13 protein-coding genes are annotated in these 16645 nt (G+C 46.6%); 8 read left to right on the forward strand and 5 right to left on the reverse strand.

Annotation, left to right across the window (positions count from 1 at the left end):
- Positions 1 to 52: 52 nt before the first annotated feature.
- The gene (locus IFO66_RS16585) at positions 53 to 808 is read left to right on the forward strand and encodes a GTP pyrophosphokinase (protein ID WP_420488676.1); all 756 of its coding nucleotides are present in this window, start codon (positions 53 to 55) and stop codon (positions 806 to 808) included.
- A gap of 424 nt (positions 809 to 1232) precedes the next feature.
- Here the strand turns inward: IFO66_RS16585 and IFO66_RS16590 are convergent, their stop codons facing one another.
- The 4 genes from IFO66_RS16590 to IFO66_RS16605 all read right to left on the reverse strand — a co-directional run bounded on the left by IFO66_RS16590 (position 1233) and on the right by IFO66_RS16605 (position 6550).
- Entirely contained in the window at positions 1233 to 2072 is an 840-nt protein-coding gene (locus IFO66_RS16590) for a M15 family metallopeptidase (RefSeq protein ID WP_192026233.1), read from the reverse strand.
- Between the two features lie 433 nt (positions 2073 to 2505).
- Positions 2506 to 4317, reverse strand: coding sequence for an oligoendopeptidase F (gene pepF / locus IFO66_RS16595; RefSeq protein ID WP_192026234.1), 1812 nt, complete (start codon positions 4315 to 4317; stop codon positions 2506 to 2508).
- Between the two features lie 172 nt (positions 4318 to 4489).
- A complete protein-coding gene (locus IFO66_RS16600; RefSeq protein ID WP_192026235.1) occupies positions 4490 to 5881 on the reverse strand; it encodes a dicarboxylate/amino acid:cation symporter in 1392 nt (463 codons plus the stop codon).
- A gap of 159 nt (positions 5882 to 6040) precedes the next feature.
- Positions 6041 to 6550 carry a DUF2062 domain-containing protein gene (locus IFO66_RS16605; protein WP_192026236.1) on the reverse strand — a complete coding sequence of 170 codons (510 nt, stop codon included), beginning with the start codon at positions 6548 to 6550 and terminating at the stop codon, positions 6041 to 6043.
- Positions 6551 to 6779: 229 nt separating this feature from the next.
- Here IFO66_RS16605 and IFO66_RS16610 point away from each other — a divergent pair, with 229 nt between their 5' ends.
- Entirely contained in the window at positions 6780 to 7538 is a 759-nt protein-coding gene (locus IFO66_RS16610) for a tryptophan-rich sensory protein (protein WP_192026237.1), read from the forward strand.
- A gap of 101 nt (positions 7539 to 7639) precedes the next feature.
- On the opposite strand, the gene IFO66_RS16615 is transcribed toward IFO66_RS16610, so the two are convergent.
- Positions 7640 to 7969, reverse strand: a complete 330-nt coding sequence (locus IFO66_RS16615; RefSeq protein WP_192026273.1) for a DUF1904 family protein — start codon at positions 7967 to 7969, stop codon at positions 7640 to 7642.
- Between the two features lie 810 nt (positions 7970 to 8779).
- Here IFO66_RS16615 and IFO66_RS16620 point away from each other — a divergent pair.
- The 6 genes from IFO66_RS16620 (at position 8780) to IFO66_RS16645 (ending at position 16520) form a co-directional block, all read left to right on the forward strand.
- Complete coding sequence (locus IFO66_RS16620) at positions 8780 to 9088, forward strand: DUF6385 domain-containing protein (RefSeq protein ID WP_192026238.1); 309 nt, start codon at positions 8780 to 8782, stop codon at positions 9086 to 9088.
- 3 nt (positions 9089 to 9091) lie between these two features.
- Positions 9092 to 10711, forward strand: coding sequence for a DUF6385 domain-containing protein (locus IFO66_RS23840; RefSeq protein ID WP_225445829.1), 1620 nt, complete (start codon positions 9092 to 9094; stop codon positions 10709 to 10711).
- Between the two features lie 96 nt (positions 10712 to 10807).
- Positions 10808 to 13006 carry a glycosyltransferase gene (locus IFO66_RS16630; RefSeq protein WP_192026239.1) on the forward strand — a complete coding sequence of 733 codons (2199 nt, stop codon included), beginning with the start codon at positions 10808 to 10810 and terminating at the stop codon, positions 13004 to 13006.
- Positions 12972 to 14600: a tetratricopeptide repeat-containing glycosyltransferase family 2 protein gene (locus tag IFO66_RS16635; RefSeq protein WP_337913254.1), complete on the forward strand. Its 1629-nt coding sequence runs from the start codon at positions 12972 to 12974 to the stop codon at positions 14598 to 14600. The genes IFO66_RS16630 and IFO66_RS16635 overlap by 35 nt, the downstream gene beginning before the upstream one ends.
- Entirely contained in the window at positions 14597 to 15964 is a 1368-nt protein-coding gene (locus IFO66_RS16640) for a glycosyltransferase family 2 protein (RefSeq protein WP_192026241.1), read from the forward strand. Before IFO66_RS16635 ends, IFO66_RS16640 begins: the two co-directional genes overlap by 4 nt.
- An 85-nt stretch (positions 15965 to 16049) precedes the next feature.
- Positions 16050 to 16520: a MarR family winged helix-turn-helix transcriptional regulator gene (locus tag IFO66_RS16645; RefSeq protein ID WP_192026242.1), complete on the forward strand. Its 471-nt coding sequence runs from the start codon at positions 16050 to 16052 to the stop codon at positions 16518 to 16520.
- Positions 16521 to 16645: the final 125 nt, after the last annotated feature.

Consider the following 16645-nt stretch of genomic DNA (forward strand, 5'->3'; position numbering starts at 1 on the left):
TCAGGCGGGTAATAAATACGCGCGAACAACGACGATTGCAAGTAAAGGAGCAATGGATATGTCCGAATCTGATGTAATGTTAAAACAATACGAACAAGTGAACCAGCTCCCCACTCTTTATCAACTGGCATTGGAAGAGCTGGAGACAAAAATAAAGGTCATTCAAGCAGAGTGGAAAATACGAAACGGCTACAGCCCAATTGAGCATATTAAGACACGACTGAAGGAACCAAACAGTATTTTCAACAAAATACAGCGTAAAGGGTTCCCTCCTACATTGGATACGATTGTGAACAACATTTATGATGTTGCTGGCATGCGCATCGTGTGTGCTTTTGTGAAGGATATTTACTTCATTCTCGATCATCTCAAAGTCCGTGATGACATTCGTGTGGTTGAAATTAAAGATTACATTGAGAAGCCTAAGGCAAACGGCTATCAAAGTGTACATGTTATCGTTCAAGTACCCTTAGTGCTGTTTGACGATGTCCGTTGGGTGTATGTAGAAATTCAACTCCGCACGCTTGCAATGGATTTCTGGGCAAGCATGGAACACATTATTTTCTATAAGTTCAATAAGCATGTTCCACCGCATGTTGTGGATGAACTTGCGGAAGCAGCTCGTGCTGTAGATGAACTGGATCGCAAAATGCTCGATCTGCGCAAAGAAATCCTCTCCTATAATGACGAGGAATGGGCGCAAGGAATGGCGAGCATGTCTTTGCAGCAGACGTACAGCAGTAAGCTTACCCTTGGCAATTTGGAACAGATGCTCAAGCAGACAGCCGAGTCTGATCCAAGATCATAATTACGCTCGATGACTCGATTCAACTTTCAATGACATGATGAATAATGAGCGCCATATCAACACATATTAGTACTGTGCTGGACGAAGTCTTTACGACACTTCCGAAATGGATCGTCTGGCGACCACCTACATGCCCTTGTTGTACATGCTAAACAAGCCAACTTCTTCAAAAACAAGGGCAGAGCCTCTCACCGTATCTCATTAGATACATGATGGAGGTCTCGTACAAGGCGATACCCTGATTGGGGTATCGCCTTTTCATTTTCACAACATACCCCACACGCCTCATTGCTACTATCTAACAATAGCCATCGAAAAAGGCCATCCACAGCTCGTCCTAACACGGCTCATGGATGACCTCTTTTTGATACTTACTAACATATCTTATCATCAATATATAATCTCAATAAATGCGATATGCTGCCTATTGTAGAAACTGCTCCAACGTTGTTCCTTGTTCAAAAATGGCTTGTGCTGCCTCTTTCCCGACATAACGGATATGCCATGGTTCGTACATGTAACCTGTAATTGCTTCCCCGTCCTTCGTATATCGGATAATGAAACCAAATTCGTGGGCATGTTCCGCCAACCATTGACCTTCTGTCGTATCCCCAAAAGATTGTTCTAACTCATTATTCGCACTTGGGCTGGATACGTCCATCGTTAAGCCTGTCTGATGCTCACTTGTCCCCGGCTTGGCACTTACACGATTGGCATATTCTTCACCCTTGGTATTTACATGGTTATTGTATACCGAAGTTTGACGCTTGTAAGAGCGGTAGCCGGATACGGCATTCAGCTCGATTCCCTCCGACTCTGCTTGCTGGAACAACTGCTCCAACGCTGTCGCCGCATCTTGGCGCAGCTGACGTTTCTCATGTGGTCCATCGAAAGAGAACTTCACTTGAGGCTCCACTAAGTCTGGTGGTATATATCCATCGGGAAGGAATCGTTCCTTATTCACGACTACATAGATCGAGTTTTCATTCGTCACGACTGTTCTACCATCTTGCTCCTTAGCCGTAGAACTTAACGCGTGAGACTGCTGAATCGCTTGTATCGCATCTCCCGTCTCGTTGCTTTCCACCCCGGCGCTGTCGCTGCCACCATCTCCTGCAAGGGCAGGGTCTAGTTGTCCTGTCTGTGCCCCACCTTGAGTCTCCTCAGGCTTAGTCTGTGGCTTCTCAGAGGAACATCCACTCAGCAGCATCGCACCACTAAGTGCACTGACAAGGCATAGAATTGCCCATCGACGCTGTTTCATCTTGTATCAAACCTTTCCTATCATTTTCAATCTTACATACTTACATACAGGCATACAGGAACTCTATCATCATGTCAGCTAGACAGAATCATGCTTATTGCCATAACAAACATGCTCTTACTAACGAACCTCGTCAAAAGAGCTGATTATAAAAGATTGTTTTGAGTTGGCAACGTACGCCTTCTACCTTATTAACCTTACTGAAGCGAATGATATCAAATCTAGTGCAAACGAAATGTAGAACTCTATTATAACGAATAGAAAGAAAGAGTTCACCTCTCATAAAATCTGATTATGCAGTAGTACCGTATCATCGAAGTTTTCTCCAATTGAATACATAATAAGAAAGGGCAGCCTCGTTATAAATAACGAAGCTGCCCTCCACACGCTGACATACTGCTATAAAATAAAATGGATTTAGAAATTATAATTGTTATTCCGCTTCAAACAATTGCTCAAGCTGATCAACCAAGCTCCCTACATAAGCGACAGCACTACGAATCGGTTCAGGTCCTGACATATCTACCCCTGCTAGTTTCATGAGCTCCAATGGGGACAACGTTCCTCCTACTTTGAGTGCTTCCAACCAGCGATCTACAGCAGGTTGACCTTGCTCCTTAATGAGCTGGGCTGCAGCTGTCGATGCTGTCAATCCTGCCGCATATGTGTACGGATATAAGGACATATAATAATGCGGCTGACGCATCCAAGTCATTTTCGCATCCTCATCCAGCTCTACAGCATCGCCCCAGAAGCTGGACAACACTTCACCTTTCAAGTCATTTAACTTCTTCGCATTCATTGGTACATCCTGCATCGCTAAGTCATAGACGAGACGTTGAAGTTCACCTTCCAAAAGATGCGTGACAAAGTTATGGTAGTACGTATTTAACAGTTGGGCAATAACCCAACGTTTCATCCGCTTATCATCGGACTGCTTCATAATGTGTTCAGCCAGCAGCAGTTCGTTCATTGTGGAAGGAGCTTCGATAAAGTACAGGGATGGACGCGTGTTTACAAAGCGCTGATAACGTCCTGCCAACATAAAGTGGCCTGCATGGCCTACTTCGTGCGCAAGTGTGAAGGCACCACGCATATTGTCCGCCCACGAAACTAATACATAGGAATGGGCACCATAGGTGGACGAGCAAAATGCGCCCGTTGATTTGCCTACATTGTCTGCATAATCAATCCAACGTTCCGTAAACGCTTCCCGCATAATGTCGCTGTATTCCGTACCAAGCACTTGCAAAGCGTCTTGAACCAGCTTGCCAGCCTCATCGAACGTTATCGATGGACTGAAGTCAGCATCCAACGGTGCTTTCAGGTCACAGAAGCGCATCTGCTCTAGCCCCAGCTCACGCTGCTTAAGCTTGGCATAACGGCGCATATGTGGCGCCAACTCCGCTTGAATAATATCTAAGATGTTATGGTACATCTCAAGCGATACATCCTGCGGCTCCAGCATCATATGCGTGACAGATTCATAGCCACGCAAACGAGACATAATCACCTGCTTCTTCACTTGAGTCGCATATGTCTCAGCAAATGTATTCTGATATTCGCGCAGCGTACTGGAGAAAGATGCATATGCATTACGGCGCAGCGTCGTGTCCGATGACATTTCGTATTTATTTTCATAGAGAGCAAAGGATACTGGACGGGTACTGCCTTCCGCATCTTCTACCGAATCAAATGACATATCTGACAACTTACCGCGCTTATAAATACGAAACGGTGATTCAAGAACCTCACTCAAAGAAGCGAGCGCCGATTCTGTCTCAGGTGACAGTTGATGCGGCTTCTTCGCCAGCAGGTCCAACAACGTCTTACGGAATGGAGCCAATTCCGGCTCTTCTTCTAGGTATGCTTCAATCGTTCCTTCGGGCAAAGATAATAGCTCGGAGCGAATAAAGGTCATCGCTGTCATAATCGATGCTCCAATATCCCCCATTCTTGCCGCATCTGTCTGATAATTTGGATTCGTGCTATCTACAGATAAATGCAAATGAGCGTAAGCATGCGCATGATACAAGCGTACAAGCAGCTCTTCCTGAGCAGTCAGCACACCGAGTAGAACACGAGCGCCTTCGTGCAGCTTACCGCGATATTTTGTGACATTGGGGACATCCTCTTGAATCTTGCTCAAAGCCGCTTCCCAAGCATCATGCGTCTCAAATAAATCTTCCAATCTCCACGTTGCTTCAACCGGTACTTCATTACGTGACAATCGCTTCTCCGTCATTTCGCAAGTCTCCCCCCAAATTGGAATGTTAGCACATTATTCCATATGTTCACGATATCATATTATTGAACATAGTTAAAATAGTAGATCCTATAACAGACAATGCTAGCTAGTAAGCAAAAAAAGAGAGCCTTGCCAGTTACGGCAAGACTCTCCTCTATTACTGACCCGATTAAGTTGCAGAAATAGCTGGCTTACCGCCTTCTACTTCATTTCCAAATGAAATATCATCATCTTCGTCCTTATTGAACGCCTCACGATCGAACTCACCTTCGCTGTTGCCGACTAGCAAAGCAGCAACCGTCGTACCTGTTGCATTAACTGCTGTACGCGCCATATCCACGATAGCATCTACCGCAAGCACAAGTGCGAAGCCTTCGATTGGCAAGCCCGCTTGCACAAGTACAACCGTAGTCGAGATCGAAGCAGGACCAGGCACGCCAGCCACTCCGATGGAAGCAATTGTAGCTACTACAACGATCAGCACATAATCGGTAATGCCCAATTCAATACCGAACACCTTCGCGACGAACACCGCAACGATCGCTGGATAAATACCGCCGCAACCGTTCATGTTAATCGTAGCCCCAAGTGGAGCAACAAAGCTCGCAACACGCTCAGACACCTTAATTCGCTTCGTAATTACTTCCAAGTTAACAGGCAATGTCGCATAGCTGCTGCGCGTCGTAAACGCGACTGCAATGGTTGGATATGCCTTCTTGAAGAAGCGAATCGGGTTAACACGAGCAACAAATGTTACTAATAAGCCGTACGTTACGACCATATGAATAATGCAGGCGATAAATACAGCAGCTACGAACCAAGCAAGCTGTTCTAGTGTATCGAGACCGTACCTTGCTGCCATTGATGTTACTAGGCCGAGCACCCCGTACGGAGTTAGACGAATAACAAACTTTGTAACACGGAACATAATATGAGACAAGGATTCAAATACTTTACGAACAGGCTCCACTCGCTCAGGATGGCGAGAACCTTCCCAAATAATTGCTACTGCAATAAAAACTGCAAAGATAATGACCGGAACGACTTTACCTTCCGCCATCTCGTTAATCGGGTTAGAAGGCACTAAGCTCAACAATACTTCTTTGAAAGTAGGAATCTCACGCGCTTCAAAATCTTGTGCCGCTTCAGGTTGGTTAGCGATACCAGCACCAGGATCAATAACAAGCGCTGTTCCTAATCCAATTGTTGCTGCAATTGCAGTCGTAATCAAGAAAATACTGATCGTCTTCACACCGAGTTTCTTCAATACGCCTACTTCTTTGACCGAAGTTAAACTTGTAATAATCGTGGAAAATACGAGCGGTATAACGACCATTTTAATTAAGTTCACGTAAATGGAACCAATAATACCAACATCAGCAGCATCTTTACCGAATACAGCTCCCACTGTAAATCCGAACACAAGAGCCAGCATGACGCGTGTACCGAATCCCACTTTCTTTTTCGCTAGCCACCACAGTACGACGCCTAGCAATAGAGCTGCTGCCCAACTTCCGTATACGGACCAGTCCTGCACCGTTAACCATGATTGGTCTTTCATCTATAAGTCTCCCCTTTAATTATCTAATAATTCCTACCTGTTTAATAGGTATTATAAAAACAACTATGCTATTCGTCAAACTTTTTTTTTATTTTCACCCTATTTTTGCATCAAAAAAAGACAGCCTGTACAATAAGTAGACTGTCTTCAATAAACCATTTATGATTCTGTCTGCACTTGCTGCACACGTCGACGAGAACGAACCATTTGCAGCAGCTGCGGGCGAAAGCGTTGGATAATTAATGTCCAAATCCAATAACCTAACAATGTGAATAGAACGCTATTTAATATTGCACCCAAAGTGAAGTTCAATCCTGTGCGCAGCCATACTTGCAGCCAACCTCCACCGCCTACAGCAATATCAGCCGAATAGATATGCAAGAAATAGGCTAACTTCATTAACCAATCACCTGTAAGGACATTCATATAAAATAATGCAGGCCACAAAACAGTTCCTATCGCAGCAGCGAATATGGAGCCCGCTATACTCCCGCCAACCCATTTCGTTAGCCCAATGGATAAGACCGGCCCGATGCCGAATGTTGGGTACCAACATGGAAGGAAACCAAATACAATACCACGCGATATTTTAGAAGCACCCTGTCTAGAACGCAGCATACGGATGCTATGATATCTCATAATTCTCAGCCATTTTACTACGATCATCATTTCCGTCCTCTCCAGGTTGTATGAATCACTTCTAAAAGAACTAAAAGTATAATAACACACGATCTCTCTTAAAATTACATACCTTACTATAATGTAAGATAAATGAAATTGACCATGTATAAGTGTCATATTTCTTAACTAGGTACCGTATGTTGATGGGGAAAGACTGGTTCAACGAACATAAATACTGTTAATGAACAATAGAATAGAACGATAAGGAGGGTTCGCTATGCAAACATCCGCATGGAAATGGCTCAATCTCGTGGCGATAATTGCCGTCATTGCGATAAATGGGCTTGCCAACATCATCCCTTTTAACGGCGTTACGACAGGTGATGTATCAGCGATGTACCCCGTACTCCTCACACCTGCAACTTATGCTTTTACCATTTGGATCCTCATCTACACCTTGTTAGTCGGATTCGCATGTTATCAGTTGCTGCCTCGAAGTGAAACTACGGTACGTGCCATTGGGCCATTATTCGTTTTGAGCTGTCTGTTCAATATAACTTGGATTGTATTGTGGCATTACTTTTATGACCAAGTGTGGCTGTCCCTTATTGCCATGTTCGGATTATTTATCAGCTTAGTATTTATTTATCGCAGCGTTCGTAACCATCGTTACCCAACTACAGGGCAGAAATGGCTCGTTCAATTGCCTTTCAGTATTTATTTTGGCTGGATTACCGTGGCGACCATCGTTAACATTGCTGTCGCGCTGCATGCAATAAGATGGGATCATTTCGGATGGAGTGATCAAGCTTGGACGCTTGCCCTGCTGGCTATTGGCACCTTCTTGGCGTGGGTAATAGGTGGTCCGAACCGTGATGCGGCATTTGTGCTCGTATTTGTGTGGGCCTATGTAGCAATTGCATGGAATAACAAAGATAGTGCTGCCATCTTTTATTCAGCGTTAGGCTTCTCCACTTTGCTAGCACTGCTGGCTATCGCTTTACCATTCCGGCCAAGAAAGCGAAATGTAGGTTAACTTTGTTTACTTTCAACTAAAAATTAGGAAAGAGGGTGAGCCTGTATGATCGTATCATGCAAGCTCACCCTCTTCTATGTTACTCCAAATAAATGCAGTTCTTATTTACAAGGAACACCCTGAATATAATAATGACTTGGTTCGAACGTACGGAAAGCAACCTCTACTTCCTCTATCCCTGTTGCTAATACATGCCGTGTCACGATCTCAGCAAAGCGATTTCTCACTTCTGTTCCTCTTTCAAACCAACTAATTTCCACGAAAGGATAGGAAGGAACCACTTTCCCCACCCATACTCCTGTCGTCTGCAAGCATTCCAGCGTAAAATTATCTGTTCCACACTGACACAATTGTGCCAGCTCCTCTGCTAGCTGTTGACTAACCGGAGCCAACTGTTCTGCGGCTACTCCTCGAAAAATTAAATGCGGCATTCTTTTCTCCCTCTCTACAGATGATTCACTAATTAGCATCATACATGGGGCTCGCGCCGTGATCAACTCCTTCTGCCATGCATAATTAATATACATATACAAATTCTCATGGAGAAAGAAGGCGGATGTACGATGGATACCTATAATCGAAATAGATGGCCTACTGAAACTCATTCCGTACCCCGCTGTCTAAGTTCTGCACGCCGGAAGTCGCTGTATACATTTAGACTTCAGCGTAGAAGAGAACGTGGAATGGAGGCTTTTCTCTGGAAAGGACGCTTCCCGTCTTCACGATATATATTCAACATATTTAATCACAATAATTGCGCACAACACGATGTACGTCAGCAATCTCCCCCCATTGATTCTGTGAAAAGAGACAGCTCTTCGAAATCAGCTCATGTAAAAAAGAGAAAACGAAGACCCCCTTCTTCCTCCCTTCCTAGCAGATCCCAGCATACTAACCACCGTCGCAAGAAAAAAGCAGGACGGTTGAAAAAGAGAACCTACTCGTCCCGCTCCAATAAGCTCCACAAACAACGAAAACAGCGAGTTCAAAAATGCCAACGTAACAAATCTAAATGTAGTCATCCGATCAGTCCTATAAGAGTTCGTCGACCTCACAATTGGCGTTCTTGTCCATCTAAACCATCTCGCAAAATGAAATGGAAGTTATGTGTGGACCTTACCTGTCGGCCAAGTCATCACCCTCATCCTTGTCCTCCACCTAAACCACCCTGCCCACCTGATCCGGAACCCCCTTGTGATTGTCTATGCGGCACTCAAACTATTTTTCAAGAAGAGAAATTTATGCAGTTAACGATCCATCAACAATCCGTGCTGCCTGCGCAAGATACATCCGTAGCATCTGTTATCTCTTATGCTATTCATAATCACAGCTCAGTCCCATTGATTGCTGAATTAGAAATAAGTCCTAATGGGATAGATTTTGCGAAAGACTCGACGTTGACCATTGAGCCTAAAACGATGAAAGTAGCAGTACCTCTCCGATTTTTAAGATGGATGCGGTTAACACTTTCCACCGCAGAAGGCGAATCGGGCACGGCTGATGTCTATTATCAAGCTCAATCATTAGGAAGTCAGGAGGAGGAACAATAGCAAATGCCTAACTATAATGTTTTTCAGACGGATCCCGCCAATTTAACCACATTAATATTCGGTAAAGACCCGTCTGACAATAATGTCGCACTCCGAACGGATACAAATGGAAATCTGCTAAGTGTTCCGATGTATGGAACGATCAGCAGCATCCTTGGGGCAACCATTACAGCAGGGACGCTATCTTCCGTCACTAATATCGGGACGATTACCAGTGTACTGGGAGCAACGATTACGGGCGGGACATTAGCTGCTGTAGACAACATCGGCACCATTACCAGTATCCTCGGTGCCACTATTACGGGGGGTACCTTATCCGCCGTCGGCAATCTCTTGAACGGCACCATCACCAGTGTTCTTGGCGCGACTATCACGGGTGGGACTCTCGCTGCCGTTAATAACATTGGCACCATTACCAGCATTCTCGGTGCCACCATCACAGGCGGAACCTTGTCTGCGGTCGGCAACCTCCTGAACGGTACCATCACTAGCGTTCTTGGCGCGACTATCACCGGAGGCACCTTAGCTGCCGTCAATAACATTGGCACCATTACCAGTATTCTCGGTGCTACGATTACCGGTGGAACTTTGTCTGCGGTCGGCAACCTCTTGAACGGGACCATCACCAGTGTTCTTGGCGCGACTATCACGGGTGGGACTCTCGCTGCCGTCAATAACATCGGTACCATTACAAGCATTCTCGGTGCCACCATTACAGGCGGAACTTTGTCTGCGGTCGGCAACCTCTTGAACGGGACCATCACCAGTGTTCTTGGCGCGACTATCACAGGTGGTACCTTAGCTGCCGTCAATAACATTGGCACCATTACCAGTATTCTCGGTGCCACCATCACAGGAGGAACTCTTTCCGCTATTAATAACATTGGTACTATTACGAGCATTCTCGGTGCTACCATTACAGGTGGAACCTTGTCCGCGGTAGGCAACCTTCTAAACGGTACCATCACCAGTGTTCTTGGCGCGACTATCACTGGTGGTACCTTAGCTGCCGTCAATAACATTGGCACCATTACCAGTATTCTCGGTGCCACCATCACAGGCGGAACTCTTTCCGCTATTAATAACATTGGTACTATTACGAGCATTCTCGGTGCTACCATTACAGGTGGAACCTTGTCCGCGGTAGGCAACCTTCTAAACGGGACCATCACCAGTGTTCTTGGTGCGACTATCACTGGAGGCACCTTAGCTGCCGTCAATAACATTGGCACCATTACCAGCATCCTTGGTGCAACGATAACTGCAGGTACCCTGTCTAGTGTCACTTCGATTTCGCAAAAAAGCTTCGTAGAATCATCTGTCTTGAATGTCCAGCCATCATCTACTACTTTCGCTCCACTACCAGCAGTAACGACAAGCGTATTGGGCGTATATTCCTACTTCGTCTATAACAGACAGGGAGGGTCTATTGTAACTAGAGTCGAAATAAGCGCAGACGGCACAAACTATTTCGTCGATACAAATGGAGCAACGATCGCAGCTGGTGCATCTGACGTTGTCGTTCCTGCCAGATTTTTAAAATACACCAGACTGTCATACCGACTTGCCTTACTGGCAGCCCCGGCTACTATTGATGTTTATTTCAATGGGCAAGGTACCTAATAAATAGCCCTCACATAACCTAATAACTAACAACACGAAAGAGCACGTGAGCACCATGTGCTCTTTCTGCACGTGCGAACAATGAGGTGAGAGGGTATGTATATTTCGCATGGCAATCGAAGCTTTACCATAGGCGTCCTCATACTAGCCCGTGATGAAGCAGCATTAATTGGACCTTGCTTAGACAGTGTAAAGGAAGCTGACGAATGTCTTGTTGCTGACACAGGATCCGTTGACGGCACTCCTGAAATTGCTCTCCAACAAGGAGCACATGTCATTCAGCTGCAATGGAATAATGATTTCGCAGAAGCACGCAACGAGGCACTACAGCATATGACGACGGATTGGATACTTGTACTGGATGCAGATGAACGATTGACAAGTTCGATCCAGGATGTTCGAGAATGGATTTACCACACAAATGGCGAAGGCAGCACTGTGAAAATTATCAATCGACTGAGTGAAGAAGATGTGCAGCTAGCTGTTTGCCATCGTGCAGTAAGGCTATTTCGACGCCGTGATACCTTCCACTATAAAGGTAGGATTCACGAAGATATCGGACCTTCCATTACGCAAATCTATGAAGAAGCAGCTTTAGCGGACAGTGCGATCACCATTGATCACATTGGCACACTTCCACAGCATATCCAACGTAAGAACAAGCCCGAACGCAATAAACAACTGCTGCTCAAAAGTATAGAGCTGAATCCTACCGACGCCTTTTTGCTGTATGGACTTGGAGTCACCGCTGTTCAGCAGCAAGAACTGGATGAGGCCTATCGGTGGTTCCGTCTTTCTCGCGAGAACGTTGATCTCCACGCAGCTTATCGTCCAACCTTATTTCGGGATGCGATCAAAGTACTGCTCGCACAACATAACCCCCATGCAGCGGAGGAATGGCTGCATGAGGCTATTTCTAGCTATTCTGAATATACCGAACTCTATATTTTGCAAGGACAGTCATTGTTTCAACAAGGGTTATTACAAGATGCTTTACACAGCTTCCAACATGCTCTGACAACAAAATCTGACCACTACGTCACGGAAAATGGAAGCAACAGCTATATCGCACATACGTGGATTGGGGAGACATACCGGCAGCTGCGCCAATATAGTGAAGCACTCAAATCCTACAACACTGCACTTGTTGACCATCCACAATATGAACCCGCACTTCACGGGTTCGTAGGAGCTGCTGTGGAATTGCATGTGTCAGAAGAAGAGGTTGTCACTCATATTGAATCACTATGGAAAGAAATCAACTTCCCTAGCGCCGTTATTCTCGTTCGTGTCTACAAACAAGCTGGCTATCATCATTCCCTTGCCCAATTGTGCGTCAATCGTTTATCTACACCCCAAGCTATTTATGGATTAACCATTGCTTGGATTCACAAAGAACGATATGCGGAAGCCAATGGAATGCTGCACCATTTACTGCAGACGACGCGACTGCATGATAACGAGCGCAGACAGCTGGAAGATTGGCAGGCCATCTGTGCATGGCAAGCTCACTTGCAAGGAAAGCCCGCTCTCGTCAGCAGTGCCACCTGGACACCTGCTGTCCGTGAGGCTTACAAGCTGCTGACAAGGTCCAGCCAAGCCATTGCAAGCGGGAAAGCCTATATTCATAAATATACGGTTGAGCATCCAGATGAGCAGTCCGTAGTAGAAACTGCTCATCCTAAACGTGATATCGGGGAGAACAGAGCCGCATCCCTTTTTGAGGGAACTTCCCAAAGCAGCGAGCTATATGAAGTTCTAGATCGATGGATAGCTCTGCTGCGCGATGAAGCGCTTATTCAACCACTCCAAAAATGGACGTTCCATGCTGGGAACCTCGATTTGAAGTGTGCCAAAGCCTTGTATGCCGCTGGTGATATTTACAACTCAGCAGACATCTTACTTAAAGCGATGTCGGAACAACGGCTTGATGCAGAAGGAGCCATGATGCTAGGCGAGGTGCTCATGCAGAAACAGCACTGGCAGGAAGCACTCGACTTGTTAGAAGGTGCCCGACTGCTGCACCAAGAGCAAGAAAACGTCGAGCAAGACGTATCCGCGAGGCTTGATCGTATGTTGGCACTTACGTATGTTCGGCTGTCTGAGCATTATTTGCAGCAGGCCATTGCGCTTGATCCTAAGCAGCAAGCGTGGGAAGAACAGCTCAAGATGATTCGTCTGGCAATCGAGCAATTATCGTCGACACCTTGGGAACTGCCGCGCACCACACTGCAAAGGAGGAACATCCAACTTGTCCAAAGTGAAGCTGTCCGCCTGTCTCATCGTTCGGAATGAACAGCATCTACTTCCGGATTGCCTGCACAGTATACGTCAAGTAGTAGATGAGATTATCGTCGTAGATACAGGCTCAACCGATGAAACGATAGCTATTGCCAAGCAGGCGGGGGCTATCGTCCTTGAAATACCGTGGAACGACGACTTTGCAGCAGCTAGAAATCTTTCACTGGCTCATGCAACAGGCAAGTGGGTCCTTATTCTAGACGCAGATGAGCGCCTAGATGCCGAAAGCATCCCACTGCTCCGCAAGCTAGTGGAAGGGAACGATCCCTATGAAGGGTACTTTTTAAGGGTGGAACATGCGATCGGAGACGGTTTCGATCCGACTCCGATCACGGTCAATCCGCTGCTTCGGCTGTTTCGCAATCGAGAGGCTTATCGTTTCGAGGGAGCTATTCACGAACAAATAGCATCTGTCATTATTCGCGAGAAGGTGGATGCCGTTCTCGCTTTCACACCGATACGCGTGCTTCACTTAGGCTACCAGCCGCATATTGTTAGTGGCAAAGACAAGATTGCTCGCAACATACACATGCTGGAACGAATCATTGAAAACGAAGGAAGGCAGCCGTTCCACTTGTTTAATCTTGCTGTTGAGCGATTGAGACAAGGCGATGACATAACCGCCCTCACCTTACTCCGTGAAGCACGTGAGATTACACCCTTATCCGCTTCGTTTACTCATCTGATGATCAAAATAGAAGCTTGGGCTTGTGCGCGGAGTGGAAAAATAGACGAAGCCGTGCAACTATGCACGGCCGGTATTAAAGACTTCCCCGACTATACTGACCTCCACTTTGCGCTGGCGGTGTATTACGACGCCAGCGGCAATCGTCACGCTGCCATCGAGGCGATGCGCGAGGCGGCGCGGATTGGCACGCCTCCCTCGCATTATCATACCGAAGGAGGCGTGGGTACTTTTCGCGCCCATATGCAATTGGGCGCGTGGGCGCTTGAGGCGCGCGCATGGCGCGAAGCGGCGCGCGCCTTCGACGCCGCATTGGCGGCGGAAGGCTGCCCGGCAGCGGCCTGGCTCGCCAGCGTGCGCTTGCGCCGCGTTCAGGGCGACCTGCCTGCGCTAAGCGAAGCCGCAGCGCAATGGCTGCAAGTGCAGCCGCAGGCGCTCTGCGCCGCATTGCTCAGCGCGGCACAGCATGGCGGCGGTTCAGCGCTTGAGTTACCTCACGCCTCCGCTGCCCATAATGCCCCCACTCCCCCTGTCGGCAGCAGCATTACGCCGCAGGCAAAGCCAACTGCTGCCTCGGCTCGTTCAACCGCTTCGTCAGCAGCCAAAAACCCATCGCGCACATCTGCTACAGTTTCATTAGCTGATCTACTTGCTGACAACAACAACAACAACAATCACGATAACAACTTATCAAGCCCACCAAAACATACACAACACGTACAACCTACAACAAATAACACGCCTATTGCACAAGCCTTATCCTATTTGTCTAAAGCTGATATAGCCTTAGCAAGGCTACAGCAGTACCCTCGGTCACGCACGTCAGCAGCCACTTCACGCCTTTTGCTTCCCCTCTATGCATTGGCACTTTCAGCTCAGACAAAGGAGGCTTCTACAACATGACGACCCCTTCTTACCCCATAACTTTATGTGTCATCGTTCGAGATGAGGAGGACGTGCTGCGTCGCTGCCTACAATCGGCTAAAGATCTGGTGGCTCAAATTATCGTTGTCGATACAGGATCAACGGATGCCTCCCCCGCAATTGCAAAGGAATGTGGGGCTTCCGTTTATCATTTCGAATGGCAAGATGACTTTTCAGCCGCACGCAATGCTGCTATCGACAAAGCCGAGCAGCCATGGATATTAATGCTGGATGCTGACGAAATCATAGATAGAGAAAGTTGGAAAGAAGAACAAATGCAAGCTTTTTTTACACAGCCGCACGTTCTTGGCTGTTATGTACGGATTGCCCATTTAACTCACTGCTGGAACCATAATCTTAACCATAGACCAGCTTGTAGTGCCACCGATATGGCGTGTCGACTATTTCGTAACGATCCCCGCCTTCGTTATGCTGGGCGCATTCACGAAGACATCACCTCTACTATTGAAATCGTGTCAACAGAAGAATCATCAGAAGCCATATGTTGGAGCTCCTTCACCATATGGCATGATGGATACGTAACCGAGCGCTTGCAGAACAAAGATAAATCAGCACGGAACCTGCATTTGCTTCATTTGCAACTAGAAGAAGAGCCGCTAAATCCATTATGGTGGTATGCTTATGGGACAGAACATTTCCAAGCAGAACGCTATGCAGAAGCACTTCCCTGGCTGCTGCGGACGATTACTTCCTTATCCAAGCAGCCTCGCTTGCCAGGCTATTCTTCTGACGTATGGCTTAAAGCTGTCTTTACCTACTATTCGCTTAAGCAAATAGATAGCGCTGTCCGATTAGCCGAAGAAGCGATGGATCGATTTCCAAGCTTTCCAGATTTGCTGCTGCTCAGTTCCACCTTGTATGCCATCCGTGGCAGCTTAGCAGAAGCCTACCGTTGTGCCGAAAAAGCCGCATCCTGCGGAGATCGCACACACCTATATACGAGCACTGATGGTGCTAGTACGTGGAGAGCACATTGGATGGCAGCGTTTCTTGCTGAACGTACCAGTAATTATGCTCAAGCTGCGCACCATTATGAACACGCTGCCGCCTACACCATCGCACAGCACCCCTCTGCTGTTCTCAAGTCTGCTGCGGCATGGCATCGATCCGATTGGATTTCATCCAGCCGTTGGATGCGATCGGCTGCGGCGGCTTCCGAACAAACACTACCCACCATTACTCATCGACTTACACAAGCGCTAGCCGCCTCTGTCCATTCCTCTGCTGCCGCTCATCTCCTACCATTTGTACCAGCCTTACAACACACAACAAGCATTGATTGGGCTTCATTCACCCGCCATTTCTTATATGATGACACTTAACTTGACATCCTAAGAACAGGATGTTATATTCTCCTCATATTCAAGATAATTATTTTCGAGATATATACAAAGGCGGTAATATAATATGCACGAAAAGAAATCAACAAAAGATTACGGCCCTGAGATAGAGCAAGCACTTAAACTACTCGTTGTCTTGTCTCGTGCGTCACGCTCCTTAATGGAGGTGTCCCAGCAAGACATTAAACGGTATGGCTTGAACTTAAGTGAATTTGCTGTGCTTGAATTGCTTTATCATAAAGGGCCTACTCCGATTCAGCAGATCGGCAGCAAGGTTCTGCTTGCTAGTGGCACAATGACTTATGTTGTGGACAAGCTCGTAAGTAAAGACTACATAATCCGCAAGCAATCGGAGCAGGATCGTCGCGTCATTATGATCGAACTAACACCTGCAGGCGAAGAAGTCATTGCTCGTATTTTCCCAGAACATGCTCAAACTCTACACGATCGAATGAGTCACCTGACTAATGAACAACAACAGCAGTTGATTCAGCTATTGAAGATATTAGGTCAACCTGACACAGCACCATCCAATTAGGGAGCTTTCATTGCGAATCATCCTACACGCAAAGATGTGAGATGAGGGCTTTTCTTAACATAGTTATCGAAAACTATAAGGATGTAGCATACAATAAAAAAACTGCCTCCGCTCAGGTTAACCCT

This window comes from Paenibacillus arenosi (assembly GCF_014841135.1).
Taxonomy (GTDB): domain Bacteria; phylum Bacillota; class Bacilli; order Paenibacillales; family Paenibacillaceae; genus Paenibacillus_B; species Paenibacillus_B arenosi.